The organism is Enhygromyxa salina (assembly GCF_002994635.1).
Taxonomy (GTDB): Bacteria; Myxococcota_A; Polyangia; order Nannocystales; family Nannocystaceae; genus Plesiocystis; species Plesiocystis salina_B.
The window spans coordinates 198,193-221,678 of record NZ_PVNL01000041.1; the positions used below are offsets into that span (position 1 = coordinate 198,193).

The 23,486-nt window shown below is 66.7% G+C and carries 14 protein-coding genes; 8 read left to right on the forward strand and 6 right to left on the reverse strand.

All coding sequences use genetic code 11. The features are described from left to right. Positions 1-190: 190 nt before the first annotated feature. On the reverse strand, positions 191-3,724 hold the full coding sequence (locus ENSA7_RS42170; RefSeq protein WP_146157509.1) for an alkaline phosphatase family protein: 3,534 nt from the start codon (positions 3,722-3,724) through the stop codon (positions 191-193). A gap of 442 nt (positions 3,725-4,166) precedes the next feature. Between ENSA7_RS42170 and ENSA7_RS09330 the strand changes: the two genes are divergently transcribed. Next, complete coding sequence (locus tag ENSA7_RS09330; protein ID WP_106088866.1) at positions 4,167-4,850, forward strand: hypothetical protein; 684 nt, start codon at positions 4,167-4,169, stop codon at positions 4,848-4,850. Here the strand turns inward: ENSA7_RS09330 and ENSA7_RS09335 are convergent. Then, on the reverse strand, positions 4,844-5,236 hold the full coding sequence (locus tag ENSA7_RS09335; RefSeq protein ID WP_106088867.1) for a TraR/DksA family transcriptional regulator: 393 nt from the start codon (positions 5,234-5,236) through the stop codon (positions 4,844-4,846). The genes ENSA7_RS09330 and ENSA7_RS09335 overlap by 7 nt on opposite strands. Positions 5,237-5,281: 45 nt before the next feature. Further along, on the reverse strand, positions 5,282-6,358 hold the full coding sequence (locus ENSA7_RS09340) for a Rieske 2Fe-2S domain-containing protein (protein WP_181233537.1): 1,077 nt from the start codon (positions 6,356-6,358) through the stop codon (positions 5,282-5,284). Between the two features lie 293 nt (positions 6,359-6,651). On the opposite strand from ENSA7_RS09340, the gene ENSA7_RS09345 reads away from it, so the two are divergent. Continuing rightward, positions 6,652-6,894, forward strand: a complete 243-nt coding sequence (locus ENSA7_RS09345; protein WP_106088869.1) for a hypothetical protein — start codon at positions 6,652-6,654, stop codon at positions 6,892-6,894. Beyond that, on the forward strand, positions 6,894-7,130 hold the full coding sequence (locus tag ENSA7_RS09350) for a hypothetical protein (RefSeq protein ID WP_106088870.1): 237 nt from the start codon (positions 6,894-6,896) through the stop codon (positions 7,128-7,130). Before ENSA7_RS09345 ends, ENSA7_RS09350 begins: the two co-directional genes overlap by 1 nt. A 21-nt stretch (positions 7,131-7,151) precedes the next feature. Here the strand turns inward: ENSA7_RS09350 and ENSA7_RS09355 are convergent, their stop codons facing one another. Beyond that, positions 7,152-7,790 carry a head GIN domain-containing protein gene (locus ENSA7_RS09355; protein ID WP_181233539.1) on the reverse strand — a complete coding sequence of 213 codons (639 nt, stop codon included), beginning with the start codon at positions 7,788-7,790 and terminating at the stop codon, positions 7,152-7,154. 159 nt (positions 7,791-7,949) lie between these two features. On the opposite strand from ENSA7_RS09355, the gene ENSA7_RS09360 reads away from it, so the two are divergent. The 3 genes from ENSA7_RS09360 (at position 7,950) to ENSA7_RS09370 (ending at position 14,171) form a co-directional block, all read left to right on the forward strand. Beyond that, positions 7,950-10,052 (forward strand): dipeptidyl-peptidase 3 family protein, encoded by a 2,103-nt coding sequence (locus tag ENSA7_RS09360; protein ID WP_106088872.1) that lies wholly within the window; start codon positions 7,950-7,952, stop codon positions 10,050-10,052. A 199-nt stretch (positions 10,053-10,251) separates the two neighbouring features. Further along, positions 10,252-11,592: a hypothetical protein gene (locus ENSA7_RS09365; RefSeq protein ID WP_146157510.1), complete on the forward strand. Its 1,341-nt coding sequence runs from the start codon at positions 10,252-10,254 to the stop codon at positions 11,590-11,592. Then, entirely contained in the window at positions 11,589-14,171 is a 2,583-nt protein-coding gene (locus ENSA7_RS09370; RefSeq protein ID WP_106088874.1) for an NB-ARC domain-containing protein, read from the forward strand. The genes ENSA7_RS09365 and ENSA7_RS09370 overlap by 4 nt, the downstream gene beginning before the upstream one ends. Here ENSA7_RS09370 and ENSA7_RS09375 read toward each other — a convergent pair. After that, positions 14,154-17,516 (reverse strand): WD40 repeat domain-containing serine/threonine protein kinase, encoded by a 3,363-nt coding sequence (locus ENSA7_RS09375; RefSeq protein ID WP_106088875.1) that lies wholly within the window; start codon positions 17,514-17,516, stop codon positions 14,154-14,156. The two genes, ENSA7_RS09370 and ENSA7_RS09375, sit on opposite strands and share 18 nt — an antisense overlap. 58 nt (positions 17,517-17,574) lie before the next feature. Here ENSA7_RS09375 and ENSA7_RS09380 point away from each other — a divergent pair, with 58 nt between their 5' ends. Together ENSA7_RS09380 and ENSA7_RS09385 are read left to right on the forward strand one after the other, a co-directional pair. Then, positions 17,575-18,201 carry a hypothetical protein gene (locus ENSA7_RS09380; protein WP_146157511.1) on the forward strand — a complete coding sequence of 209 codons (627 nt, stop codon included), beginning with the start codon at positions 17,575-17,577 and terminating at the stop codon, positions 18,199-18,201. Between the two features lie 21 nt (positions 18,202-18,222). Further along, the gene (locus ENSA7_RS09385) at positions 18,223-20,697 is read left to right on the forward strand and encodes a serine hydrolase domain-containing protein (protein ID WP_106088877.1); all 2,475 of its coding nucleotides are present in this window, start codon (positions 18,223-18,225) and stop codon (positions 20,695-20,697) included. 502 nt (positions 20,698-21,199) lie between these two features. Here ENSA7_RS09385 and ENSA7_RS09390 read toward each other — a convergent pair. Beyond that, complete coding sequence (locus tag ENSA7_RS09390) at positions 21,200-23,467, reverse strand: FG-GAP-like repeat-containing protein (protein WP_106088878.1); 2,268 nt, start codon at positions 23,465-23,467, stop codon at positions 21,200-21,202. Positions 23,468-23,486 lie beyond the last annotated feature (19 nt).

Below are 23,486 nucleotides of genomic sequence, written 5' to 3' on the forward strand. Positions count from 1 at the left end.
ACACCCGCGACACACACGGCGATGAACGCTGCTAAAAGCCGGGACATTGGATGCTCTCGAAATCACTTTGTTACCCCGCTGAAGCGACACAAGCCTCGGCCGCCCGCAAACTTGTCCCGCCGCAATGGCGCCGAGATCGCAGCGCCACCGCGCATCCAGCGTACGAGCCGAGATCTCCGATTCACACAGCTCAGCGCTCGAGCTGCCAGATGTCCCACTGCCCCGCCCGCCACTTCACGAACCCCTCTTGAACCGACAGCTTCTGATACGGATCGTAGACCCAGGCCCCGGTCTTGATGTTCTCGGGCAGGTACCGCTCGGGAAAGATCAGCAGATCCTCACCCGGGAACAGCGGCCCGTCGGCGACGCGATCGTTCATGGGCCAGACCACAAACCCGCTCTGCTTGGCGAGCGGCCCGTCGAACAGATACACCGTCGACGCGAGCCCTGTCCCCATGCCGGGAGACGACGGCACCGCGAGCCCGTAGTCAGTGACCTTCCTGGTCCCGTAGTCCGCCGCGACGATGATCTTGAGCGGCTGCCCGGCCTTGACCTCGCCACTGGCACCTGGCGCCGAGAGCTTGAACGTCAGCGCGTGGGCCTTGTCGGTCACGATCGGATACCACCACCCGCCCTTGCCCAGAAACGACCCGTAGACCGTTGGATCCCCAATGTAGCGGGGCGTCGCGTCGAACTCCGCGTTGTACGGCCAGCGATTGCCGATGTAGCGGAGCACCAGCGGCTCGTCATACGCGAGGCTGTCCTGGCGGGCCTTGCGTGCCGTGTTGAACGCCGCCAGCCCGAGCGCCTCGTTCTTGCGCTCGTCCTCGACCGCGCCGTCACCGTCGAGCACCGCCTCGAAGGTTGGCGCCTCGGCCACGCGAACCCCCAGCTCCCACGCCTCGGGGTCGATGCCCTGCCAGTTGAGGATCGTCGCAATGATCGAGGTGTGATCGTAGGGCACCGCGGTGTTCGAGCGAAAGATCGTCTGCGGCTTGACGTACTTGCCAATGATCAGCGTTGGCACCCGCACACCATATAGATCGAAGCCAAACCCAAACTGTCGATCATCTTCGTTGGCGGGCTCGCGGCCGGTCGGCTTGGCCTCCCACGGCGGGTACGAGTCATAGGTTCCGCCGTTCTCGTCGAAGGTGATGACGAGCAAGGTCTTGTCCCACGCGGGACCCTGGCTCAGCGCCTCGTAGATCGAGCGCACATAGAACTCGCTCGGGAACATGTCGGCGACCGGGTGAAACTCGTTGCCCACGCCGCGCAGCTTGTTCTCCCAGTGGGTGCCGCCGCCCCAGGTTGGCTCGATATAAGTGACGTCCGGGAGCGAGCCGGCCGCGGCGTCGGACTTGAAGGCGTCGAGCTTGGGGAAGTGCGCGTCGAATTTCTTGCCCGAGAATTGCTCGAAGGCCACGCGGAAGTACTGGCCAAGCCCGCCGGGTGGCCACGCCGCCTCCCAGTAGTACTTCCAGTCGATCCCGTCCTCCTCGAGGATGTCGAACATCGTGCGGGTGCCCTGCGGCAGGCGGTCGGAGTGCGAGCCGTGCTGCTCCGACCACAGCTTGAGGCCCTGGTGCTCGACCAGGATCGCCCGCGGATCCCAGCTGTCCTTGAACGCGTCGTAGAAGTTGTTGGTGACCAGCCCGGCCGCGGTGCCAGCGGCCCAGAACGCCCGGTTGGTGTTGGTCTGGCTCGGGACCGAGCAAAACCAGAGATCCGACACGGCGTAGTGGCGCGCGAGCCCGCTCATGACCGGGATCTGCTCGGGCACGTACATGTCGAGGACCTCCGAGACCAGCTCGCGGGTGAGCACGGTGGTCTCTTCGCCGCGGTGGTGGCGAATCCCATCACAGAAGTTCTGGGCCCAGCCGTTCATGGCCGGGACCTTGTACTGGCCGCCTTCTTTGACCCGAGCCTCGCGCCGGTCCCTGGTCTTCATGTCCTCGAGGTCAGGCACGACGTCGAGCCCGTACATGTCCTGGAAGATGTGAATGAAGTCCTCGTGCGGGTTGGTGGTTGGAATGTTGCTGGCCCGCGCGCCCCGCTTGGGGGCGATGACCCCTTCGATGTGCTGTGGGTGCCTGGTGACGCGCCGCAGCCGGTCCTTGGTCTCGGTGTGATAGTCGTAGTCGAAGCGATTCGACAGCTCGTCGAGGTTGCGCCCAGCGAGGCCCCGGAACGCGCCGAGATCCCGATGCTTGCCCTGCAGATCGCGCAGCGGCGGCACGTGGTGCTTGGGCTGATCGCTGCCCTCGTACAGAAACCCCATGAAGTGATCGAAGCCGCGGTTCTCGAGCATCAATACGACGACGTGATCAATCCGCTTTTCATTGATGTAGATGCCGTGGGTGACGTCGAGGATGTAGTCGATCGGCGCGTCGTTGGTGCCGACGTCCAGCCCGTCGGTGATGTCGATGTGCTTTTGCGCGACCCCCTTGCCATTTACGGGGTGCTTGTCTGGCACCGTCCATCGCCGCGAGGTCGGGATCCACGGCCGCTTGGGCAACAGGTGAATTCGCTCCTTGCCCTCGACGGGATCCGTGCCGTCGTCGACCAGCTCGGGCTGGGAGCCATCGACCAGCGGGGTCGCGACGACCAGCCACTTGCGCGGGGCCGTTTGATCTTTGACCGCCGGGAACCGCGGCTCGACCTGCTCGTACTGGTAGAGCATGCGGACGCCGGGCTGCTTGTCGACGTCGTCGATGCACTTGCCGTCGGCGTCGGTCTTCGCGGCTCGGATCTCCGCGTACTCGTTGCCCGCCTCGTTGGGGTCGAAGTAGAACTCCACGTCGAGGTCGGCCGGAAATGGATGGTGCTTGTCCTCGGCGTCCTTGGCGAGAAACCGGGGGAAGATCCGGCGCGGGGGCTTGGGCGCGAACGTGACCGCGACATCTACGCTCTTGCCGGGATCCACCACGACCTGGGCGGTCTTGCTCGACTCGGCGAACTCTGCCTGGTGGTGGATCTGTGTCACGCGAATGTCGATCGTGACCGACTCGAGCAGCTGCATCTTGATGCCAGCTCCGAACGTGCGGCCAGGCGCGTCGACCTTCATCAGGCCCTTTCGCGTGATCGTCTGGCCCTTGATCGTGAATTCAATCCGGCCACACCAGCCGCCCGACAAGATCCCCGGGTGGCCCTCGAGCTCGTAGGTCTTCGGGGTCTCCGATACCAGCGTGACGACCAGCGTGGCCGGGCTCGCCTTGGGACAGGTCGCCGCGCCCGTGAGGTGCACGGGGGTCTCGTCGGCGAGCTGGGACTTGAGCTTTTGAACGGCCTTCTTGCGGACCCGGGCCTCCTCCTCATGCTGCTCTTGCTCGACCTGCTCCGGCGGCGGGGCTGGGCTTGGACTCCCTTTCCGATACGGGCTCGGATACGAGTGGACGCTGGGCCCGAGCGACTCGAGCTGGGCCTCGCTGTCGTCTTCTACGGGCTCGGGCGGCGGCGCGATGCCTTCGTAGCGGGGCACGTTCGCGCCAGCCCGACCGCTGACCTGCGGGCCGAGGCCCCTGACATAGCGGTCGATCGCGTCGCCATCGTGGATCCACACCAGCGGCGACGCGCAGTCCAGGCAGGCCCGGGGCTGCTGCTGGCGCTCCTCGTAGTGAGCCCGGCAGTAGCGCAGGATCACATGCGGCGCGCCGTCCGGGCAGTGTGCGATTCCGTAGATCGTGAGGTGGTCGGGCTGGGTGCAGCCGTGAAAGTCGCAGGGCATCGCTGTGGGTCTCGTCGAGCGCGGGGCGAGCCACACAGGCTCATCGAAGATTTCGACGACCGTAACACCCACGGCCGAGCAGCGCGAAACAATATCGGGCTCAGAACTCGACGAGCGCCAGCGCGGACGCGCTCCGGTCGTGCGACCCGACCAACCCCGAGGCGTGGAGAACCCGGCTCGGGGGGTGGTGTGCTGGTCACCGATGGGGTGTCGCGCCAAAGACGCACTGGCAATGCGGCCAATGCCAAAACGATCACTTCAGCCCCCAACCGCGAGCCAGCGCGAGGCTCGAGGAGAGACCGACCGTGCGATTCGCGAGCAATCACGGCAGCGCGCGTGCAAATCGTGCGTGTTGCGCGTTTTCAATGGCCACAGCGACGCCGAGCGTCTAGCGTACGTGCTCGGGCGGTGGTGCCCATTGTGAAGAACGAGGACTTTTCAGATGAGCTCAGTCAATCAAGCTGCATTCGTTCCGGGCACGACCGCGTATCGGTTTGGGTACGACTCAATCGCCAATATCCCGATCACCGGGGCCCCGTCCGATACCAATTGCCGCCGCTGGGCAATGCTGCACGATGGCAGCGCCTATCGGATGTATGCTTTCAAGGGCAGCACCAACAACAAGATCTATCAGTTCTCCTGGAACGGAAAGTCGTATGCCTACGGCCACAACTCGATCCCAGAGCTGAGCCTGACCAACATCCCGGCCGACGCTGACGCGAGCAGCTTCAGCATGGTCCACAGCGGCAAGCTGTACCATCTCTACCTTCGCCGACTCGGCGACCCGACCACGCTCTACCAGTTCTTGTACGTGCCGGGCACGACCAACTACAAGTACGGGCAGCCGCCCGCGATCGCTACATTGAAGATCTCTGGGTTTCTCGCTGACACCGACTGGGCCCGATGGATGATGCTGCACGACGGTGCGGCGTTCCGGCTCTACGCGTTCAAGCTGGGCAGCAACACGCAATTTTACCAGGGCGCCTGGAACGGCAGCTCGTACGCGTACGGCCATGCCTCGATCCCGGTGCTCACCCTCGAGGGGACGCCAGCCAACAGCAACCTGCGCAGCGCGGCGATGCTGCACGACGGCAGCGCGTATCGCCTCTACGTGCAGACCTACTGAAAATCACCGAGGTGCTTGCGGCTACCTGGGCTGCGATGCTCGTGCTCGTGCTTCTCCTGGCAGGCCACACACAGCACCACCCACGGCATCAGCTCCAGGCGCCGCGGCTTGATCGGCTCTTCGCAGACCTCACACAGGCCAAACTGCTCGGGATCTTCGTCGACCAGCGCGAGCGCGTCGCGGATCTGCTCGAGCCGATCCGCGCGCTCGCGGTTGCGGTTCGAGGCGATCGCCTGGGTCATGTGGGTCAGCGGCGCCTCGTCGTCATCGGGCGTGCTGACCACGTCGGTCCGGGCGGGCGGGATGTTCATGCTGCCCTGGGTCAGCAGCTCGTCTCGCAGGCTCACGAGGCGCGCGCGCAGTCGATTGCGGGTGCCGGCGTCCACCCGCTGATTGTCGGCGAATTGATCGCTCGCCGCCAGGGCGCTGGCTCAGGCCGAGGCCAACACCGCGGGGGCCAGATCTGTCGGGTTGTCCGTTGGGTCGTCCGTCGCGTCGTCGGCCGAGTAGAACTGCTTGTACCAGCGCCGCATGCGGTGAATCGGCCCGTCGCCCGCCGCCAGCGTGGGCTTGTCGAGGTAGACCTTGTTCTCCCAGATGTCGATGTCGGCGGCCCACTGCGAGACCCAGTTGCCGACCACATACGAGACAAGCATGCGCGGCATGGTCTTGTCCGCGTACCACAGGAAGTCGACCTTCTGCTCCATCGCGCTGATCGGCAGGTGGGTCTGGAACATGATGATCTCGCCCACGTCGGGGATCTTGAACCGGAACGTGACGACGCTGCCGGGCCCCACGAAGGTGATCAGCGCGCTGGCCCGGGTCCGCTCGACGAGCCGGCCGAGCACGTGCAGGACCGCCTTGTTCTTGAAGTAGGCCAGGTGGGGCTGGTCGGCGTCGGGCTCCCAGTCGGCCTCGTGCTCGACCTTGACCCCGGGCACCTTGATCGCGGTCCACGGCACGAACATCCCGCTGTGGATCGGCGCGAAGTGGGCGAAGTCGACGCTGTTCTCGGCGAACTCGATCAGGTGCATGCGCACCGTCTTGCCGTCGTGTCGGCCGCGGTAGGCCCAGCGGCCGTCGTCGACCTCGGGGATCGCTGGGATCTCATAGGGTGGGGCCTGCTCGCAGTCGTTGAACTGACCGCCGCGGTGGTAGATGAAGATCTGTCCGTAGACCTCGCGGATCGGCCAGGTCTCCTGTCGGGCCCGGGCGGGCAGCTTGTCGGCATAGGGGATCTTGCCGACGCGCCCATCCGAGCACAGCTGCCAGTGGTGGAACGGGCACTCGAGCCGCTCGCCCTTGACGCAGCCGCCCGACAGATTTGCGCCCAGGTGAGGGCAGAACGCAGACATCGCGCTGACCGACCGCCCGTCTTCGCTCCGGTAAACGACGATCTGCTTGCCGAGGCACTCGACGTACTTGATCTGCCCCGCGGCGAGATCGCTGGAGGCGGCGAGCCTGTACCAGCTGTCGGGAAAGCCTCGCGGGTACGTGGCCTCGCGCATCGAAGTAGACGGTCGAAGTTGTGACACTGAGCACACTCTAAGCGACGGGCCTTGACAGTCGCCAGCCGAGTGTGGCCGTGAATCGCGCTCCGCCGTAGCTCGGCCCCGGTGGGGGTTCTGGACCGGATCTAGCGACCGCGAAGGGACTGCAGCTTCCGGGGCCGCGAGCGCGCGAGGGACCTGGCGCTCGGACGCGCGAGCCCGGCGAGCCGCAACCCGGCAGCGCAAACAACTCGGGCGGGGGGCGGCGATCGAGCGCTTGCCGTTCACGTGGGTGGGCATAGCGTTTTGATATGCTGACCAGCCCATTCCCGGCTTCCATCTTGTTGTTGGCAACGGCGCTGGCGATGAGTCCAGCCGCGCCCGAGCCGGACCCGCCTGGAGACCGCGACGCACAGGGCATGATGTGTGCGGTGAGCGTGGTCGCGACGGCGAGCACCTGCTTCGCGGTCAGCCCGATCTGCCCGCTCGCGGCGTTGGCAGCGACCTGCACGTGCGTGCCGCTGTTTGAGCCCCAGCTGAACGAGTGCTCGTGATGCGCGGCCTCCTCGTCGCTGCCCTGGTCTTCGTTGCTGCCGCCAACACCTATGTGCTCGTCAGCATGGACCACATCACGATGGCCGTGATCTACGGCGCGCTCGTCCCCCTCGTCGCGCTGTTCGAGTGGAGGAAGCTGCGTCGCAAACCCGACGTCGAGCCCACCAAGGTCGCCGATCACATGTTGGTGCTGCTGATCATGGCGCTGTCGGGGATCACCGTCAGCGTGTTCTGACGGCGCCCAACCCGAGCCAGCTCAGCCGGGCTCGACGCTGCCAGATCCGGAGATGTCCTCGTTGACCGTGCCGGGCGCGCCCCAGTAGCGCACCTTGCCGGCCCCCGAGACCTCGGCGTCGAGCTGCTCCGAGGCCCAGACCTCCGCATTGCCGGCGCCCGACAGCTCGACGTCGACCGTCTTGGCCTGCAGCGCGCGCGCGTCGAGCTTGGCCGCGCCCGAGCTGTCGATCTCGAAGCGATCGACGATCCCGGCCAGCGTCGACGAGCTCGCGCCCGACAGGTCGAGCTCGAAGGCCTCGCCGTGCAGACCGGTGACCTCGATCTTCGCGGCGCCGCTGGCCTCGATCTTGGTCAGCGACGGCACCCAGACCTCGACCGTCACGGGGTGCTCGGGCCGGACCATCCAGTGATCCACGCTCAGATCCAGCTCGCTGCCGGAGACCGTGGTCAGGATCTTGGGCACGATGTTGTCGTCGCCGCTGACCTCGACCTTCTGTGTGGTTCCCGGCGCGACGTGAACGACCACCTTGAACACGCCGCCAAGCTCGATCTCGTCGAAGCTCGCCAGCTCACGCTGCTCGGTCATCTGCGTGCCGCTGCCGCGCAGCGAACATCCGGCCAGGGTCAGGGCGCCAACCACGACGGCGAGCGTCGCCACACGAGAACTGGAAGACTTTGCGTGTCCGAGCATGGATGACCTCGAGTCCAGCATGCTGCCATGCTGCCTACCAGGCTCCTGCGCGGCAAGTGAGCCAACCGGGTAAACACGAGGGGCTCGCGGCTGGACTCGGGCCGGCATCGATGGCACCGATCCCGCATGCGCGCTTCGTCGCTTCGCTGGTCGTGTGTCCCCCTGGCCCTCACGCTGCTCGCGTGCAAGCCCGATCCCGTCGCCGTCGCGCCAGACGCCGCGCCCGCCGACTCCGCTGACGCCGACCCCGTCGCCGAGGTCGAGCAGGCCGAGTGGACCGTCGATCAGTTCGCCGACATCAAGGTGCTGCGCTACGAGGTCCCGGGCTTCGACGAGCTGGATCTGCAGCGCAAGCAGCTGCTGTACTTCTTGTACGAGGCCGCGCTCGCCGGCCGCGACATCGCCTACGACCAAAAATTCGCCGGCAACCTGGCCGTGCGCCGGACCCTCGAGGCGATCTTCACCGGCTACCAGGCCGAGCGGACCAGCCCGGACTTCGAGGCGCTCACCGTCTACACCAAGCGGGTGTGGTTCTCGAACGGGATCCATCACCACTACTCGGGCCGCAAGCTGGTCCCGGGGTTCTCGCGCGAGTGGTTCGAGGCGACCGTGCGCGGGCTGGATCCGGCCACGCTGCCGCTGTCCGAGGGCGAGACCGTCGATCAATTCCTGACCAAGATCGGGCCGATCATGTTTGATCCCAAGGTCGCGGCCAAGCGGACCAATCGGGACGACGGCGCCGATCCGGTCGCGGACTCGGCCAACAATTTTTACGGTGACGGGATCAAGGCCAAGGACGTCGAGGCCTACTACAAGCGCAAGGGCGACGCCAAGAACCCCACGCCGATCTCGTGGGGCCTCAACTCCAAGCTGGTCAAGGACGGCAAGCAGCTGGTCGAGCGGACCTGGTACGCCGAGGGCATGTACGGGCCCGCAATCAAGGAGATCGTCGGCTGGCTGGTCAAGGCCCGCGCGGTCGCAGAGAACGACAAGCAGCGCGACGTGCTCGAGAAGCTGATCGCGTACTACCAGTCGGGCGACCTCGCCAAGTTCGACGCCTACAACATCGCGTGGGTCGGCGACACCGAGTCGCAGGTCGACACCGTCAACGGCTTCATCGAGGTCTACGACGACGCGCTCGGCTACCGCGGCAGCTGGGAGGCGGTGGTCTCGTTCAAGGACAAGGAAGCGAGCAAGCGGATCTCGGCGATCTCGGCCGAGGCCCAGTGGTTCGAGGACAACTCGCCGCTGCTGCCCGAGCACAAGAAGGCCAACGTCGTCGGGATCTCGGCCAAGGTCATCACCGTCGTGGTCGAGGGCGGCGACGCGGCCCCGAGCACCCCGATCGGCATCAACCTGCCCAACGCCAACTGGATCCGCGCCCAGCACGGCAGCAAGTCGGTCAACCTCGGCAACATCGTCGAGGCCTACGACATGGCCGGCAAGGGCAACGGGCTGCTCGAAGAATTCACTTGGGACGCGGCCGAGCTCGAGCGCGCGCGGGAGTTTGGGCCGCTCGCCCACAAGCTCCACGTCGACATGCACGAGGTCATTGGCCACGCCTCTGGGCAGATCGAGCCCGGCGTCGGCACCCCGAAAGAGACGCTCAAGAGCTACGCGAGCGCGCTCGAAGAGGGCCGCGCGGATCTCGTTGCGCTGTACTACGCCATGGATCCGCGGTTGATCGAGCTGGGGCTGATGCCCTCGGTCGAGGTCGGCAAGGCCGAGTACGACAGCTACATCCGCGGCGGGCTCATGGTCCAGCTCTCGCGGCTCGAGCTCGGTGAGCAGGTCGAGGAGTCCCACATGCGCAACCGCCAGATGGTCGCCGCGTGGGCCTACGAGAAGGGCCAGGCCGAGAACGTGATCGAGAAGAAGGTCCGCGACGGCAAGACCTACTTCGTGATCAACGACTACGACAAATTGCGCGTGCTGTTTGGCGAGCTGCTGCGCGAGATCCAGCGGATCAAGTCCAAGGGTGACTTCGCGGCTGGCAAGGCGCTGATCGAGACCTACGGGGTCAAGGTCGATCGGGCGCTGCATGAAGAGGTCAAGCGCAGGTATGACGCGCTGAACATTCCGCCGTACAGCGGGTTCATTCAGCCGCGGCTGGTGCCGGTCATGGACGGGGACGCGATCACCGATGTGGTGCTCGAGTACCCGACCGACTTCGCGGGGCAGATGCTCGAGTACGCGGATCGCTACTCGTTCTTGCCGACCTGGAACTGACACCGCACAGCGGTGGCAGTGGCGCCGAGCTCGGCGCAGGGGGTTATCCACAGGAATCGTGCGGCTGTGGATGACACCGTGCATCTATATGATTTTACTCATATATTTGATCTTTTCGACGTGTGACTAGGTGGCGCCTGGAGGCGCGCGAGCATGAGCGCGCCTCCGGTGCGCACGGGCTATGCTCTGTGCCCCGACCATGGACCTCCAGTTCAAGCGCCAACTCAAGGCGGCATGCCGGCCCGACGAGCCAGTGCAACCGGGCGACCCGCGGCACTACGACTTCGACGCGCCCGAGCTGCACTTGCGGGGGCGTCCGTGGCGAGCGTGGTTGGCGGACGAGATTCGTCTGTCCACTTCGCCGACGGCGCAGCTCGTCACCGGGCTGCGGGGCAGCGGCAAGACCACGGAGCTCAAGCAGCTCGAGAAGTTGCTCACCGATGAGGGCTATCGAGTCGTGTATGCGGATATCGGCGCGTGGCTCAGCGACGCGGCGCCGTTGACGACGACGGACTTGTTGCTGGCGCTGGTGCTCGCGCTGTATCCGAGTGGGACGCCCAGCGGCACGTCTGGGTGGCTGCGCGACTATGCGGCGCAGGTTGGGAAGTTCTTCGGCTCGGACGTCGCGCTCGAGGGCGGCGTCGCTGGAATTCGAGCGAAGCTGACCACAGACGAGACCCTGTTTCAGAGCGTCGCCAAGCGCCTACATGAGCGCGATGGGCTGCGGGAGGACGTGTTCGAGCTGCTCGAGCGAGCCGCCGCCGCCGCGTTCGCGCAGGGCGAGGAGCTGGTGCTGATCCTCGACGGCGGCGAGAAGCGTGCGACCGGCGAGCTGTTCGATCACGGGAAGAAGGCGCTGTTCCAGAACGCGTGGTTTGGCGCGTTCGTGCTGCAAGGTCGAGATCTTCGCCCGCCGATCCACACAATTTACACGGTGCCGCCGTTCATGGTGCGTCGCACCTCGGAGCTCGCCGCGAACTTTGGATGTGAGCTGCAGTTTCTGCCGATGGTGCGCGTGCTCAGCCACGCGGGCGGGCTCAACGAGACGGGCCTGCGCGCGATGGTGGCGGCGCTCGGCCGCCGCGTACCGCTCGAGTGTTTCGCCGAGCCGGCGGTGCCGGTCTGGCTCGCGGCGCACAGCGGCGGATACTTCCGCGACCTGATGCGCTTCATGAACTTCATGATCCACGCGGTCGGCGACGAGCCAGCGTTCACCCGCGAGCACGCGCGCTACGCTGTGGAGCAAGTGCGCCAGAGCTACACCCAGGGGTTGGGCTTGGTTCTCGAAGAGAAGCGCGTGCTGCAGCAGTTGCACCCAAGCAAGCGATTTCCCGAGCATGAGGATGCGCGCGAGCGCATGGACTCGCTGTTGCAGGGCTTCAAGATGTTCCGCTATCACAACGATCGCGACTGGTACGACGCGCATCCGTTGTTGTGGCCCGTGCTCGAGCTCGATGACGTCGAGGACGTCATCACTTGGCCACGGGCCGTGGAGATCGCCGGGCCCTCGAGTGGCGAGGACCCGCCCGAGGGGGCATGAGTGAAGAGGACTCAATCAGGGAAGTATCACTCGCGGGTGAGCTGGGCGAGTGGAAGCGCATCGCAGACACCCTGAGCCTTGGCCAGGGCTTTGCGCTGTACTTCATCCTCGTCACGAGCTCCGACAGCGAGGCCACCGTCGTCGAGTGGCTTCGACGCGAGGCGATCCGCTCGGGCCTCGAGTGGACCGAGCTGTGGGCTCTCGGTTCCGATGAGACGTCGTCTCCCGCGCCCGTTCACGCGCTGCTCGCCGAAGACTCGCGCCGTCGGCTCACCGTGCTGCGAACGCTCACGGCCAGCAGGCGGGACGTGGGCGCGCTCGAGCGATGCTTTCAAGAGCTCAACCCCCGCCGTGACGTGATCGTCCAGCGCCACGACGGGCCGTTGGTGATCGTCTGTCGGCCCGACGGGCTGCGCCGAATTGTCGATGTCGCTCCGGACTTGTACAGCGTCTACTCGGCGTACTTTCGCTTTGATGCGTTGTCGGACCCAGAGCAGCGCACGCAGCCGTCGTGGTTGGTCCTCGCTCACGAGGCGGTCGGACTCACGGGCTTGGATCCCAGCTTTCGTTGCTGGGACGAACACGCGATTCCCAGCTTTCTCGAGCAGCTTCCCGAGTTGCCCGATTCGCTGCTCGGGCGCGCGAGTGAGCTGTCGGCGCTCTCGAGCACGCTTGCGAGCGGGTCGAACAGGCTGCGCGTGAGCGGGGTGGCGGGGGTCGGCAAGTCGACGCTGGTGGCGACGGCGATCCGGCAGTGCGAGCACCAGTGGGAGGGCGTGTACTGGATCAACGGCCTCTCGATGTTCCGTGCCCGGGATGTCCTCTACGAGATCGTGCGCGCGCTCGCACCTGCGCCCGAGCGGCCGCCTGCAGCACAGCTCGACCTCGAGCGGCGCTATCGTGAGCTCACGGCGCAGACGCCGGTGCTGGTGGTCGTCGATGACGCCAGGTTGAACCTGAGCTTGCCTGCCCCGAGCGGTCGTTCGAAGATCGTCGAGATCATCGAGGCCGTGGATCCGGTGGGGGACAGCTTTCATGTCGCGCCGCTCTCGCGGGCGGTGGAGCTGGAGCTGTGGACGGCTTTCGGTGGCGGTGAGATGCCGCGGCTACACGAGCTCACCAAAGGCGTGCCCGCGGCGACCAAGCTGTTGGCGGCGGCGACGCAGACACCTCACCGCGATCGACTCGCGCTGGATCGGGCCGGCGGGCTGAGCGAGTGGACGCGCGTGGTCACCGACGCGCTGGGTTCGGACGCGTGGGTGCTGTTCGTGAGCTTGGCGAGCTACCGATGTCACAGTCCGTGGACGCCGAGGCAGCCTCGGCGCGCGTTATTCTTGCTGGCCGAGGGCGCAGGCATGCTCGACGAGGTTCTCCAAGAGCTGAAACGATCGGGTCTGGTCACCGAGCGCGAGGCACAGTTACGCGTGACCGAGACCGGCTTCGCCGATGACTCGATGCACAGGCCGACGTTCCTGGAGCCATTCTGGGAGTCGTTCACAGGCGACTTGAACCAGCTCACCCGCTTTGATCGCCAGGAACTCGCTTTCGTGGTCCGGCGCGCGCTTGCATCTACGGACCCGGATGACGCTGACCACGCTGAGAATTACTTGCGTTCACTCTCATCGGCGGCGATCGACGCCGCGACTGCGGTCGTCGGTCCAGCCAGCGACGCCGCGCGGCTGTTGGCCCGAATCGCGGCGCTACACGAGCCGGCTGAGGCTCGTAGTGCCTATTTCGTCCGAGCGATCCAGGCGGCGCTCGCGGGCGGCTCTCTCGACCGAGTCGATGCGTGGTTGCAGCAGCTCGACGATGTCGCTGGGTCCGCAGCCAAGCTGCGGTTCTTGGTCGCGCTACGAAAGGCAGACCGCGCTGCCGCTCGCGCGGCGCTGTACCGGTGGGAGACCCTCGACACGCAGCTCTCGTTCGACGACCCGGGTCGCCGCGTGCTCCGTCGCGTCATCGCGGCGGCCGACCCACCCGATCCAGCAGATCTCAGCTTCGCCGAGCAGCTCCTGGCGCTCGCCAGCGTCAATACTGACACCTTCGATGAAGCAGCTGTGCGCTTTGGCGAGAGCTGGCGCGGTGGCTCGGCGATACTCGAGCACTTCGTCGCCAGCGCGCGCTGCTGGATTCACCTGAGTGCGTCGCGGTGGGAGCAGGCGCGCGTGCAGCTCGAGCAGGCCGAGACGGCGGCTCGCGCGTGGGGTGACCCTCACGCGTTGCTCCGCTGCGTGTTGCTGGGCGTCGAGTACGAAATGGCTCGGGGAGACGTCGAGCGCGCCGCCCAGCTGGTTCCCGAGGCGCGGCGTCGGGCCGAGGAGTTGCTCGGTCCGCTGCACCCCGGAACGCTCGAGCTGCTCGCGCGTGGTGTGGTCATCTATGACGAGGTCGCGCGCCTCCACGACGCCGATGAGGCAGCGCAAGCGTGTTGGCGACGCGTCGAGTACCTCGACGATGTGCCAAGCCGGGTTCTGCTGGTGCTTCGCAGCTGGTTCGAAGCACAGGGCAACGAGGCCCGCGCGGACCGGATCTCGACTCGTTGGCAAGCCCAGCTGGGTCGCTCAACCACCCGCTCGTAGCGCCTCGACGCCCACCTCCACGTTGGTGGCGTGTTCGAGCCAGGTCTGAAATTCGACGGCCTGATCGGGCGTAGGGTCGTCCCAGATCCGCACGCCGACACCGTACTGGTGATCCGCGACCACGCCCGCGACCGAGACGTCGATCGGGTCGAGCAGCCGCGGGAGCCGGCGGGCCTGACCGGTACGAACGTCCAAGACCTGACTGAACCCGGCGTTGTCCCGCTCGGTGAAGCCGCGGGCGAGCAGCGTCTGCCCGTCGGCGCTGAGGTAGATCCGGTCGACGCCCGGAGGAAGCACGGGGACCAGCGCGAACCGGGTGCTGGCGATCGACCACAGCACGGCGGTGTCGTCTTGCGAGCGCATGTACACCGCGGTCGCGTCCTCGGTCGCCGTGAGCTGCGAGAACCCGGCCTCGTCGAGCAAGCGATGGCGCTGACCTGACTCTGGATCCCACGACCAGATGCTCGAGGTCTCGGCTTCGGCTGTCGCGATCCGAACCCGGCCGTCTTCCGTCCAGGCCTGGCCGAGCAGCCGCATACCCGCGAAGCTCGTGTCCGAGAGCTCGCCGCTGGCGACGTCGAGGACCGCGACGACCGGCTGATCCCGACGGCCGATCAACACCGCGTCGCCGCTGGGCGTGGGCGCGAGGGTGGATACGTAGGGCACCTGGGCCACGGGGCCGCGCATGGCCTCGGTGTCGGCGTCGACGACCACGACGTTGCAGTTGTCCACGTAGAAGCAGGCAGCGAACGCCAGCGCGCGACCGTCTGGCGTCCACACCAGCTCCGGGTGAGGAGCGCCGCCGGAGCTGCCGACCAGCTCCAGCGGCTTCGCGAGCGGACCGACCTTCAGCTCGATCAGCGTCCGGGTCTGCGCAGGAGCCTGCGTGGTCACGAGCTGCACGCTGCCGTCGATCAACTGCACGGCCACGCGATCGGCCGTGGGTGAGAAGCTCGCGCGCACCGGTCGGACGTCGAAGCTGGTCGTCAGCACCGACTCGCCCGTGCTCTGCTGCACGCGCAGGCCGCCGCGGTTGCCGACGATCGCGAGTAGCTGGCCGTCGGTCGAGAAGCTCAGGGCGCCAGCACCCTCTGCGAAGGGCGAGACGCTCGCGCTCGCTGGCGTCGCGTCCCACCGCTGGACACCGAGCTCGGGCCCGGCCAGCCAGATCCCGCCGTCGCCCGCCGAGTGAGCGACGCGGGTGGCGGGGGCGCTGACGATCAACGGTCGCGGCGGGCTGTCGGGGTTGTCGTCGGACCAGGTGACCGCGCCATCGTCGTGCACGGCGATCACGGCCCCCTCATCAGTGAGCTGCAGCGCGGCGACGTGGGCGAGCGAAATTCGGCGTGGGGTCGAGTCCGGGCGCCAGGTGATCACGCCGTCGTTGGCGACCGCCCACACGGTCGCCTTGGACACGACGAGGCTGCTCACCCGGCCGCCGCCACCGTCGACCATGCGGACCTTGGCGGTCGTGGGATCCCACCAACCGAGCTGTCCGGTGACGCTGGCGGTGGCCAGGCCGACGCCGCCGCGTTCGTAGGCGAGGGCCACGACCGCCGCGTCGTGGTTGGTCATCGCGTCGATCCGCTCGCCGGTTGGCAGCGCCCAGCGACGGACCGCGTGATCATGACCGGCCGAGGCCAGCGCGGCGTCGTCGGGCGCGAACGCCAGCGCGTGGATGGTGCCCTCGTGGGCGGCGATCGTGACCACCGCGGGCGCGCCCGTGGTCGAGTCGACGAGGTGGATCGTCCCGGCCTTGGTCCCGACCGCGAAGCTGTGCGAGCCGCTCGCCACAGCCAGCGCGCTCGCGGTCTCCGGGCACGGCCACTCGCGCAGCTGTCCGCCCAGATCCCAGGTTCGCACGACCCCGGCGTCGTCCAGCGTCGCAACGAAGTCGCCGAGATCCGTGACCGCGAGCGCGACCACGTCGCCCGACAGCGGCGTCGCCGTGCGGGCGACTCCCCGCTGCCACGCGTTGGCGGCGATCGTTCGGGCCGCGCCCAGGTTCGCTTCGAGATCCTGCAAGTGCCGGAGTGACGCGAGCGCCCGAGTCGGATCGATCGACACCTCCTCGTTGGCCCAGGCCAGGACCAGATCGTCCCAGCGCTGGGTGCTGGTGCGCGCGCGCAGCCGATGTAGCTCGTCCTCGGCGTTGGACGCCCGCATCCGACCAAACTCGACGCGCAGATGCTCGCCCTGGGCACGCGCGCGCTGAGCTTCGCTGACCTGCCCCCACCCGAACCAACCCAACGTGGCGAGCGCGACCACGCCGACGCCCGCGACCACCCACCGGCCCCATGCAACCCGATCACGCCCGAGCTCGGCGAGCAGCTGCGTGATGCTGGGGTAGCGATCGTCGGGGTTGACCGCCAGGCCCCGCAGCAGCACCCGCCGCAGCCACGCGGGGACCTCCTCGAAGCGCGGCGGCGGCTGGATCTTGCCGCCCAGCACGTTGGCGCTGAGCTCGGCCAGGGTCGATCCGGCGAACGGGCGCTCGCCGTACAGGGCCTCGTAGAGCGACACACAAAACGAGAACTGATCCGTGCGGGCGTCGAGCTCACGATCGGCGTGCTGCTCTGGGGCCATGTACGCGGGCGTGCCCATGATCGCCCCGGTCATCGTGAGCTGCTCGAGCGTCGCCGCGGCCGCCTCGTCGCCCAGCTGGGTCGCGAGCGGGACCGAGTCGCCCTCGCGCGCGAGCCCAAAGTCGATCACGCGAACCTGTCCGTCCGCGCCGACGAGCACGTTCTGGGCCTTGAAGTCGCGGTGGACCAGACCGGCGGCGTGGGCCGCCTCGAGCCCGCGGCCGGCCGCTCGGTAGATCGCCAGGGTCTCCCGCCAGCTCCCATTCGTGCGATCCTGCCAGCGCTCGAGGGTGGGGCCCTCGAAGTACTCCATCGTGATGAAGACCTGATCTTGCAGGGCGCCGACCTCATACACGTGGATCACGTTGGGGTGCGAGAGCTTGGCCAGGACCTGGGCCTCGCGCAGCAACCGACGATGCGGATCACCCGGCCCGCCGGAATCGGTCTCGCGCAGGGCCGGCCGCACCAGCTTGACCGCGACCTTGCGATCGAGCTTGGGATCGTAGGCCGAGAACACCAACCCCATTCCGCCCTCGCCGATCGGCTCAATGACCACGTAGCGGCCGATCCGAGCCGGAATCGCGCCCGGGTCCCCGAGCTCACCCGCGCCCAGGGTCGGCTGTTCACCGAGCATGATCGATGACGTCGAGCTCACTACGTTTGCTTCGATCTCCCGAGCCCCCGGCCCAGACCCAGAGCCGACCGCGAGCGTCGGCCCGACCGCGAGTTGCCGCTCGAGCTCGTCACCAGAATCGCTCACCCATGGATGCTACCTCAGCGCAACTATCATTGGTGCGGGCCGGTTGTTATACAGCCCGATGTCCACGGCTCTGGACCGCGCGACCAAGCACCCCAAGGCGCTCGCTCGTGCACGGGACGCGACCCAGCGGCAGCTCCGGCGTCGGGTAAAAGCACGCAGCGCCGTGGTCGTGACGGTGTGGGTGGTGATGTCGATCGCGCTGGGGGTGCTGCAGCAGGGGGCGGGCTCGCTGGTCCACGCAGGGTGGCTGGCGATCATGAGCGTGGCGGTGCTGCTCTCGCCGATCACCCTGCTGGCCCTGCGCCGGATCAACATCAACTTCAAGGCCGCCCGACTTGCGATCGCCGAGGCCGAGGACGAGCGGGCCTCCCCCGACCACCTTCAAGGCTCGCTCGCCAACTTCTTCACCGAGACTCGTCTGGCTCGGATTGGGCTCAGCGACGCGGTCGAGCCCGGCGAGGGGGTGCGGATGCTGTGGGACTGGCGACGGGGATACGAGTCTCTTGCTGCCGCGGACCGCGAGCAGCTGGCTGAGCTCGGCGTCGGGCTGGGCCCGATCACCTCGATGCTGGCCGGCGTCGAGTCCGAGGAGGTTCTGTCCGACGAGCAGCGCCACGAGGCCGCCACCCACCTCGGCCACGTCGAGCGCCTGCTCGGCACACCGCCCGCCAGCATGTATCGGTAAAGCGGCATATACTCCGCGGCGATGCCTGCTTCCAAGCTGCTCGTGCGCCGCCGTGTTCGACTCGTGGCCGCGTCCGCCGGTCTGATCTGGATCGTTGCATGTACCCCCAAGCCGCCAGTCGAGACCCCGGCTGCGACGCCCGCTGTGGCCGTGGATCCGCAGCAAGTCGAGCTCGACGCGCGCCTGGCCTATCTCGAGCAGCGGCTCGAGGCCGCGCGAATCGAGAACCACGTCCCGGGCATGGCAGTCGCAATCGTCAAGGATGACCAGCTGATCTACGCGCACGGCTTTGGCGTGTCCGACCTCGACGCCAACACCCCCGTCACACCCGAGACCGTGTTCGCGATCGGCTCGTCGACCAAGGCGTTCACGTCTGCGCTGGTCGGGATCTTGGTCGACGAGGGCAAGATGGGCTGGGACGACCCGATCACGGCGCACCTCCCGGACTTCTCCTTGCAGATCGACACGAGCAAGGACGGCGAGGTCGTCACGATCCGCGACCTGCTCGCGCACCGCTCGGGCTTCGCACGCATGGGCGTGCTGTGGGCGGCCAACACGATCACGCGCGCACAAGTGCTCGGCTACGCGACCAAGGCCTTGCCCGTCGCACCGTTTCGCGAGTCGTTTCACTACAACAACGTCACCTATATGGCGGCCGGCGAAGCCAGCGCCCAGGTGGCGGGGATGAGCTGGGACGAGCTGCTGCAGACTCGGCTGCTCGATCCGCTGGGCATGGTCCACACGACCATCGACTACGAAAGCGCCCAGGCCGACCCGGCGCTGTCGCTCGGCTACACCTGGCGCGACGACCTGGCCGCGTTCGAGCCGGCGCCCATGCGCAACCTAACCGCGATCGCGCCGTCCGGATCGATCAATTCTTCGGTCGTGGACATGGCCAACTGGCTGCGGCTTCAGCTCGCCAACGGCGAATTCAACGGTCGGCGCCTGGTCAGCGAAGCCGCGCTCGCGCAGACCAAGTCCAGCCAGATCGAGATCGCGCCCGGCATCGACTACGGCATGGGCTGGATGCTGCGCGAGTGGCATGGGCACCGACTGGTCGAGCACGGCGGCAACATCGACGGCTTCGCTGCGTCGGTCGCGATGTTGCCCGACGACGGCCTGGGCATGGTGTTGCTGACCAACGTGGGCATGACGCCGCTGCAAGAGAGCGGGCAGGCGCTGGTCTGGGAGGCGTTGTTGACCGACGCCTACCTGCCCGTCGAAGCCGGCAGCGGTGAGGATTTCTCGCGGTTCTTGGGCAAGTACGACACGGGCTCGGGCTTGCCGGGGTTCGGGGGCGAGCCGTTCGAGGTCGTGATCAAGGACGGCCGTCTCGCGGTCGACGTGCCCGGGCAGACGGTCTACACCCTCAACCCGCCCGACGATGAAGACTGGCGCGTGTTCGAGCAGACCGACGAGATCGCGATCTCGTTTGACGAGGACGCCGACGGGAACGTGATCGCCCTGCGCCTGCATCAAGGGGGTATGGACTTCGAGCTGCTGCGCGAGGGTGTCGTGCTGCCGCCCGAGGTCGACGCCGCCCAGGTCGGGCCCTACCTCGGCCACTATCGAGCCGAGCAGGGCATGACGGTCGAGGTCCTGATCCACAATGGTCGCCTGGCCGTGGATATCCCCGGGCAGATGGTGTTCGACCTCGAGCTCCCCGACGCGCAGGGAGACTATCACTTTCGCGTCAACTTCGACCTGTTCGTGAGCTTCGTGATGGGTGAGGGCAAGCGCGCCAACGAGGTCGTGGGTCTGAACCTGTTTCAAGACGGCAAGCCGACCAGCTTCAAGCGCGAGGCGGGCAAGAAGCCTGGTATCACGCTCGAGCAGCTGCATAAAAAGCGCAAGTCCGACAAGCGCGAGCGGGCGCTGAGCAAAGCCGGGTTGGTGCACTTCGAGCAGACCGTGGACCTGATCAACGCGGGGGTCAGCGGGACAGCTCAGCTGTGGTTCGACCCCAGCGGGCGGCTGCGCCAGCAGACCACGTTTGGCCAGGTGGGCGAGTCGTTGCTGGTCCTGTATGCGGGCGAGGGCGAGCCGGCCACGATCCAGGGCTGGGTCGACTCTTCGTTCGAGCCGAGCCAGCAGCTACAGGGGGTGCTGTTGGCCCAAGCTGTGCTCAGTCACCCGCGGGTCCTGTTTGGGGACTGGCGCGACCACTTCGAGTCTGAGACGCTGGTGCGCACCGAGGCGGGCGAGGGCGGGGACGTGCACGTGATCGAGCTGCGCGGCGGTCAGCTACCCAGCACGTGGATCCACGTCGACGCGAAGACCTTTGACGTGATCGAAGTGCACGGCCAGGAGATCGCGGCGGGGGGGCTGCGGATTCCGACGACCGTGAAATTGTCGGACTACCGCACCACGAATGGCATGCGCCTGCCGTATCGGATGGAGTCGAGTAATCCGCATACGGGGACGAGCGTGGTTGTCCTCGAGGGGGTTCACGCGAAGCAGGCCGAAGCGGCCGACCGCTTCGCGCCGATGCCCTGAGGGGGCGAGGCTTCGGGTTGCTGCCCGGAGCTGAGCGCTAGCGTGGGTTTCGACTTGGGTGCGAGGCGCTCGACCACGGGCGCCTCGCCACCTGCGGTGGCGACTTCACAGGCGCTGAAAATCGTCTACTCCTGCTCACAGCAGCACTTGACCGCCTCGTTGACCTGCCAGTCGATCGGACCGTCACATTCTCGCTCAAATGGGAGACCGGCCAGGCCATGATCTTCACAAAGTCCGATGTCATAGTAAAGTAGGTACGTGTACCCTCCACAGCCGTTGGCGGCGCATGTGGTCCCTTGCGCCTTGCACGCCTCCGCGCAGGTCGAAATGTCGCTCTGCGCGGAGCATTCCGCAAAGCTGGGGGAGCAGACGCCTTCCTTGCATTCGCCAACGCCGGGGAACTCGGGACCGGCGGGTTGGCACATACCGTCGCAGTCGGAGTCCGCCCGAGGGGGGCCGCACGCAACTAGTAGGCTCATCGCGAGCAAGAGTTTACCCCGCATCAGTATCCTCCTTCGAAGCCAACGGGATAGGACCCCTCTGGTGTGGTGAGCGGTGGTTCGCAGGCGAAATCGGCCTCGTTCGGCAGACAGCGCCACAGTGGGCTCCCTTGGCCCGAGTCGTCCGGCTTGTACCATAGAATGTCGGAGCAGCCGTCATCATCGAAGTCCGCCACGTAGGGGCTGTAGTCCCTCCGTGTCGACAACACGCGGGACGTGTAAGTCTGGTTCTCGGCGAAGTGCCAGATTTTGGACGTCACCCCAACCACCTCCGCGAAAGGAGCAAACCAGAGAATGTCGTCGACACCGTTGCCGTCGAAGTCACCGACGAACGGGCGATAGTCGTGAGTGACTTGCGTAGTGGATGCAGCGAAGAATATGCCAATATTGTTACTCTCCGACCACCACATGATGTCCGCGCCGTCACCGGCCGAGTACCAGAGTATGTCGGTCTTGGCGTCCCCGTTGAAATCACCGATGATAGGCGTGTATTCGACGGCCGCATCGAGTCCGAGTGAATCAGTGGTGTCCGCAGGGCCATTCGCAGCAAAATCGTAGTCCGGGAGCCCCGTCCAGCGCCAGGTCGAGACTTGATCATTCTGTGGATCATACCAAACGATGTCGTTCCGCCCGCCCTCGAACCCGCGGAAGCGACCCGCGAGCGGGTACGCGTGCCCGGGGAAATTCATCGGGTACGTGACCACGTCGCCGTCCTCGAGCACGAGCAGCGCGTCCTCCTCGGCCCCGGGCCGGTACAGCAGGATCTGATCTGCGTTCCCAGGCCCAAAGCTGCCGACGACCGGCACCGAGAACCAGTCCAGATCCAGGTTCACCGCGTCGAGCCCCGCGCCGTCGTTGAGCAGCAACGAGTCCGCCAGCACTGACCCCGGCCCGTGAAACAGTACGTCGAGATCGAACGCCCCGCCGCTCAGCAGCGCTGGGCTCGGCCGCACCCTACCCTCACTGTCGAACGCCCCCATGCACGGAGGCGCGCCCCCGTCCGCGCACAGCTCCTCCACCGCGAACTGGATCGGCTGCCCTGGCGCCCCGGTCGACGACCAGCGCTGCATCCGGGCGCTGCGGCTGGTCTGCCACAGGATTCCGGTCTGCCCGAGGCCATCGTACGCGTAGTCATCGACCTGGCTCACCAGACCCATCATCGATGCACGCCGCCGACCCCACGTGTATTGATAGTACGCGCCCAGTCGATCCCAAGCCGAGAGCCACGGCACGTTTGTGTTGACGCCCGCACAGAAGTCGTTGGCCATCACAGAGCTCCTGTCGGGTGGGGTCAGGCCGCGCCAGGGGATCTCACCGAGGCCGTTGCAGCCGCTCTCGGGTTCTTGCTCCTCGGGCCAGCGCAGGTGCTCGTGGGTGAAGCCCAGCACGTGGCCCAGCTCGTGCAGCGCGTTGATGCGGGCCTCGTCCTCGTTGTCGAAGAAGCGCTGCAGTCCAAACACGATCTCGGCGTCCCCGTCGATGTTGGCCGGATCTTCAAACTCGTACTGAGGGAGCGCCTCGATGAAGACCCGACCCCCGCAAGCCCCCGTACACTCTGGTCCGGTGCGCACACGAAAGTGTATGCCATTCTCGCCGGGCTGACATTGACCCGAGGCCTGCGCCTCCGGGCTGTCATACTGCGCCAGGTGAACGAAGTTGACGTCGCCGGCCCGCTCCCAGGCCCGCGTGGCCCACTCCATCGTCTCGATCAGCAGCGCGACGTGTTCTGCGTGGAGCTCTTCGTTGGCGGACAATGATGGCAGAACCCAGCCGACGCACCACGTGAGCGTGAGCTTGCGGCCCGAGCTCCACGCGGCGTCGAAGCCCCCTTCATCGTAGGCGGCCGCGGTTGGGACGGGCGGTTGGGCGCCTTTGCTCGCCTGCTCGTGCAGTCTGTCGTAGAGCGCGTGCAGGTCGGCGTCTGTCATGGCCTGGTCGCCTTCGACAAACCAGTAGTTGCCGACGCGTTCGGCGTACCTCGCGGCGAACTCTTCGAAGGTCATCTGACCGAACGCTGCGTTGATCGGTGTAGGCACGACGTGGTCGGGCTGCCTGGCTGGACCCGTAAACTCGATCCGACTTTGATGGTTGGCCAACGAGCCGCCGAACGCCTCGGGTCCATTCAGCTCCTGCGGAACAGGGGCGCCGTCGATCGCGTACCAGTTCTCGCCACAGTCGTCGCCACCCGGCAGCGGCGGGCCCGAGTCCCCACCATCGGTGCCGCCAGACTCCCCTAACGGCGGAATGACCTCGTCTTGGGAACAGGCCATGAGCGTGAGCACTGCCAAT

Excerpts from the sequence above, each read along its gene's own strand:
- ENSA7_RS09345 (WP_106088869.1), top strand. The coding sequence starts at position 6,652 with ATGCTGACCAGCCCATTCCCGGCTTCCATCTTGTTGTTGGCAACGGCG.
- ENSA7_RS09365 (WP_146157510.1), top strand. The coding sequence starts at position 10,252 with ATGGACCTCCAGTTCAAGCGCCAACTCAAGGCGGCATGCCGGCCCGAC.
- ENSA7_RS09360 (WP_106088872.1), top strand. The coding sequence starts at position 7,950 with ATGCGCGCTTCGTCGCTTCGCTGGTCGTGTGTCCCCCTGGCCCTCACG.
- ENSA7_RS09370 (WP_106088874.1), top strand. The coding sequence starts at position 11,589 with ATGAGTGAAGAGGACTCAATCAGGGAAGTATCACTCGCGGGTGAGCTG.
- ENSA7_RS09380 (WP_146157511.1), top strand. The coding sequence starts at position 17,575 with ATGTCCACGGCTCTGGACCGCGCGACCAAGCACCCCAAGGCGCTCGCT.
- ENSA7_RS09390 (WP_106088878.1), bottom strand. The coding sequence starts at position 23,467 with ATGGCCTGTTCCCAAGACGAGGTCATTCCGCCGTTAGGGGAGTCTGGC.
- ENSA7_RS09385 (WP_106088877.1), top strand. The coding sequence starts at position 18,223 with ATGCCTGCTTCCAAGCTGCTCGTGCGCCGCCGTGTTCGACTCGTGGCC.
- ENSA7_RS09350 (WP_106088870.1), top strand. The coding sequence starts at position 6,894 with ATGCGCGGCCTCCTCGTCGCTGCCCTGGTCTTCGTTGCTGCCGCCAAC.
- ENSA7_RS09340 (WP_181233537.1), bottom strand. The coding sequence starts at position 6,358 with ATGCGCGAGGCCACGTACCCGCGAGGCTTTCCCGACAGCTGGTACAGG.
- ENSA7_RS42170 (WP_146157509.1), bottom strand. The coding sequence starts at position 3,724 with ATGCCCTGCGACTTTCACGGCTGCACCCAGCCCGACCACCTCACGATC.
- ENSA7_RS09330 (WP_106088866.1), top strand. The coding sequence starts at position 4,167 with ATGAGCTCAGTCAATCAAGCTGCATTCGTTCCGGGCACGACCGCGTAT.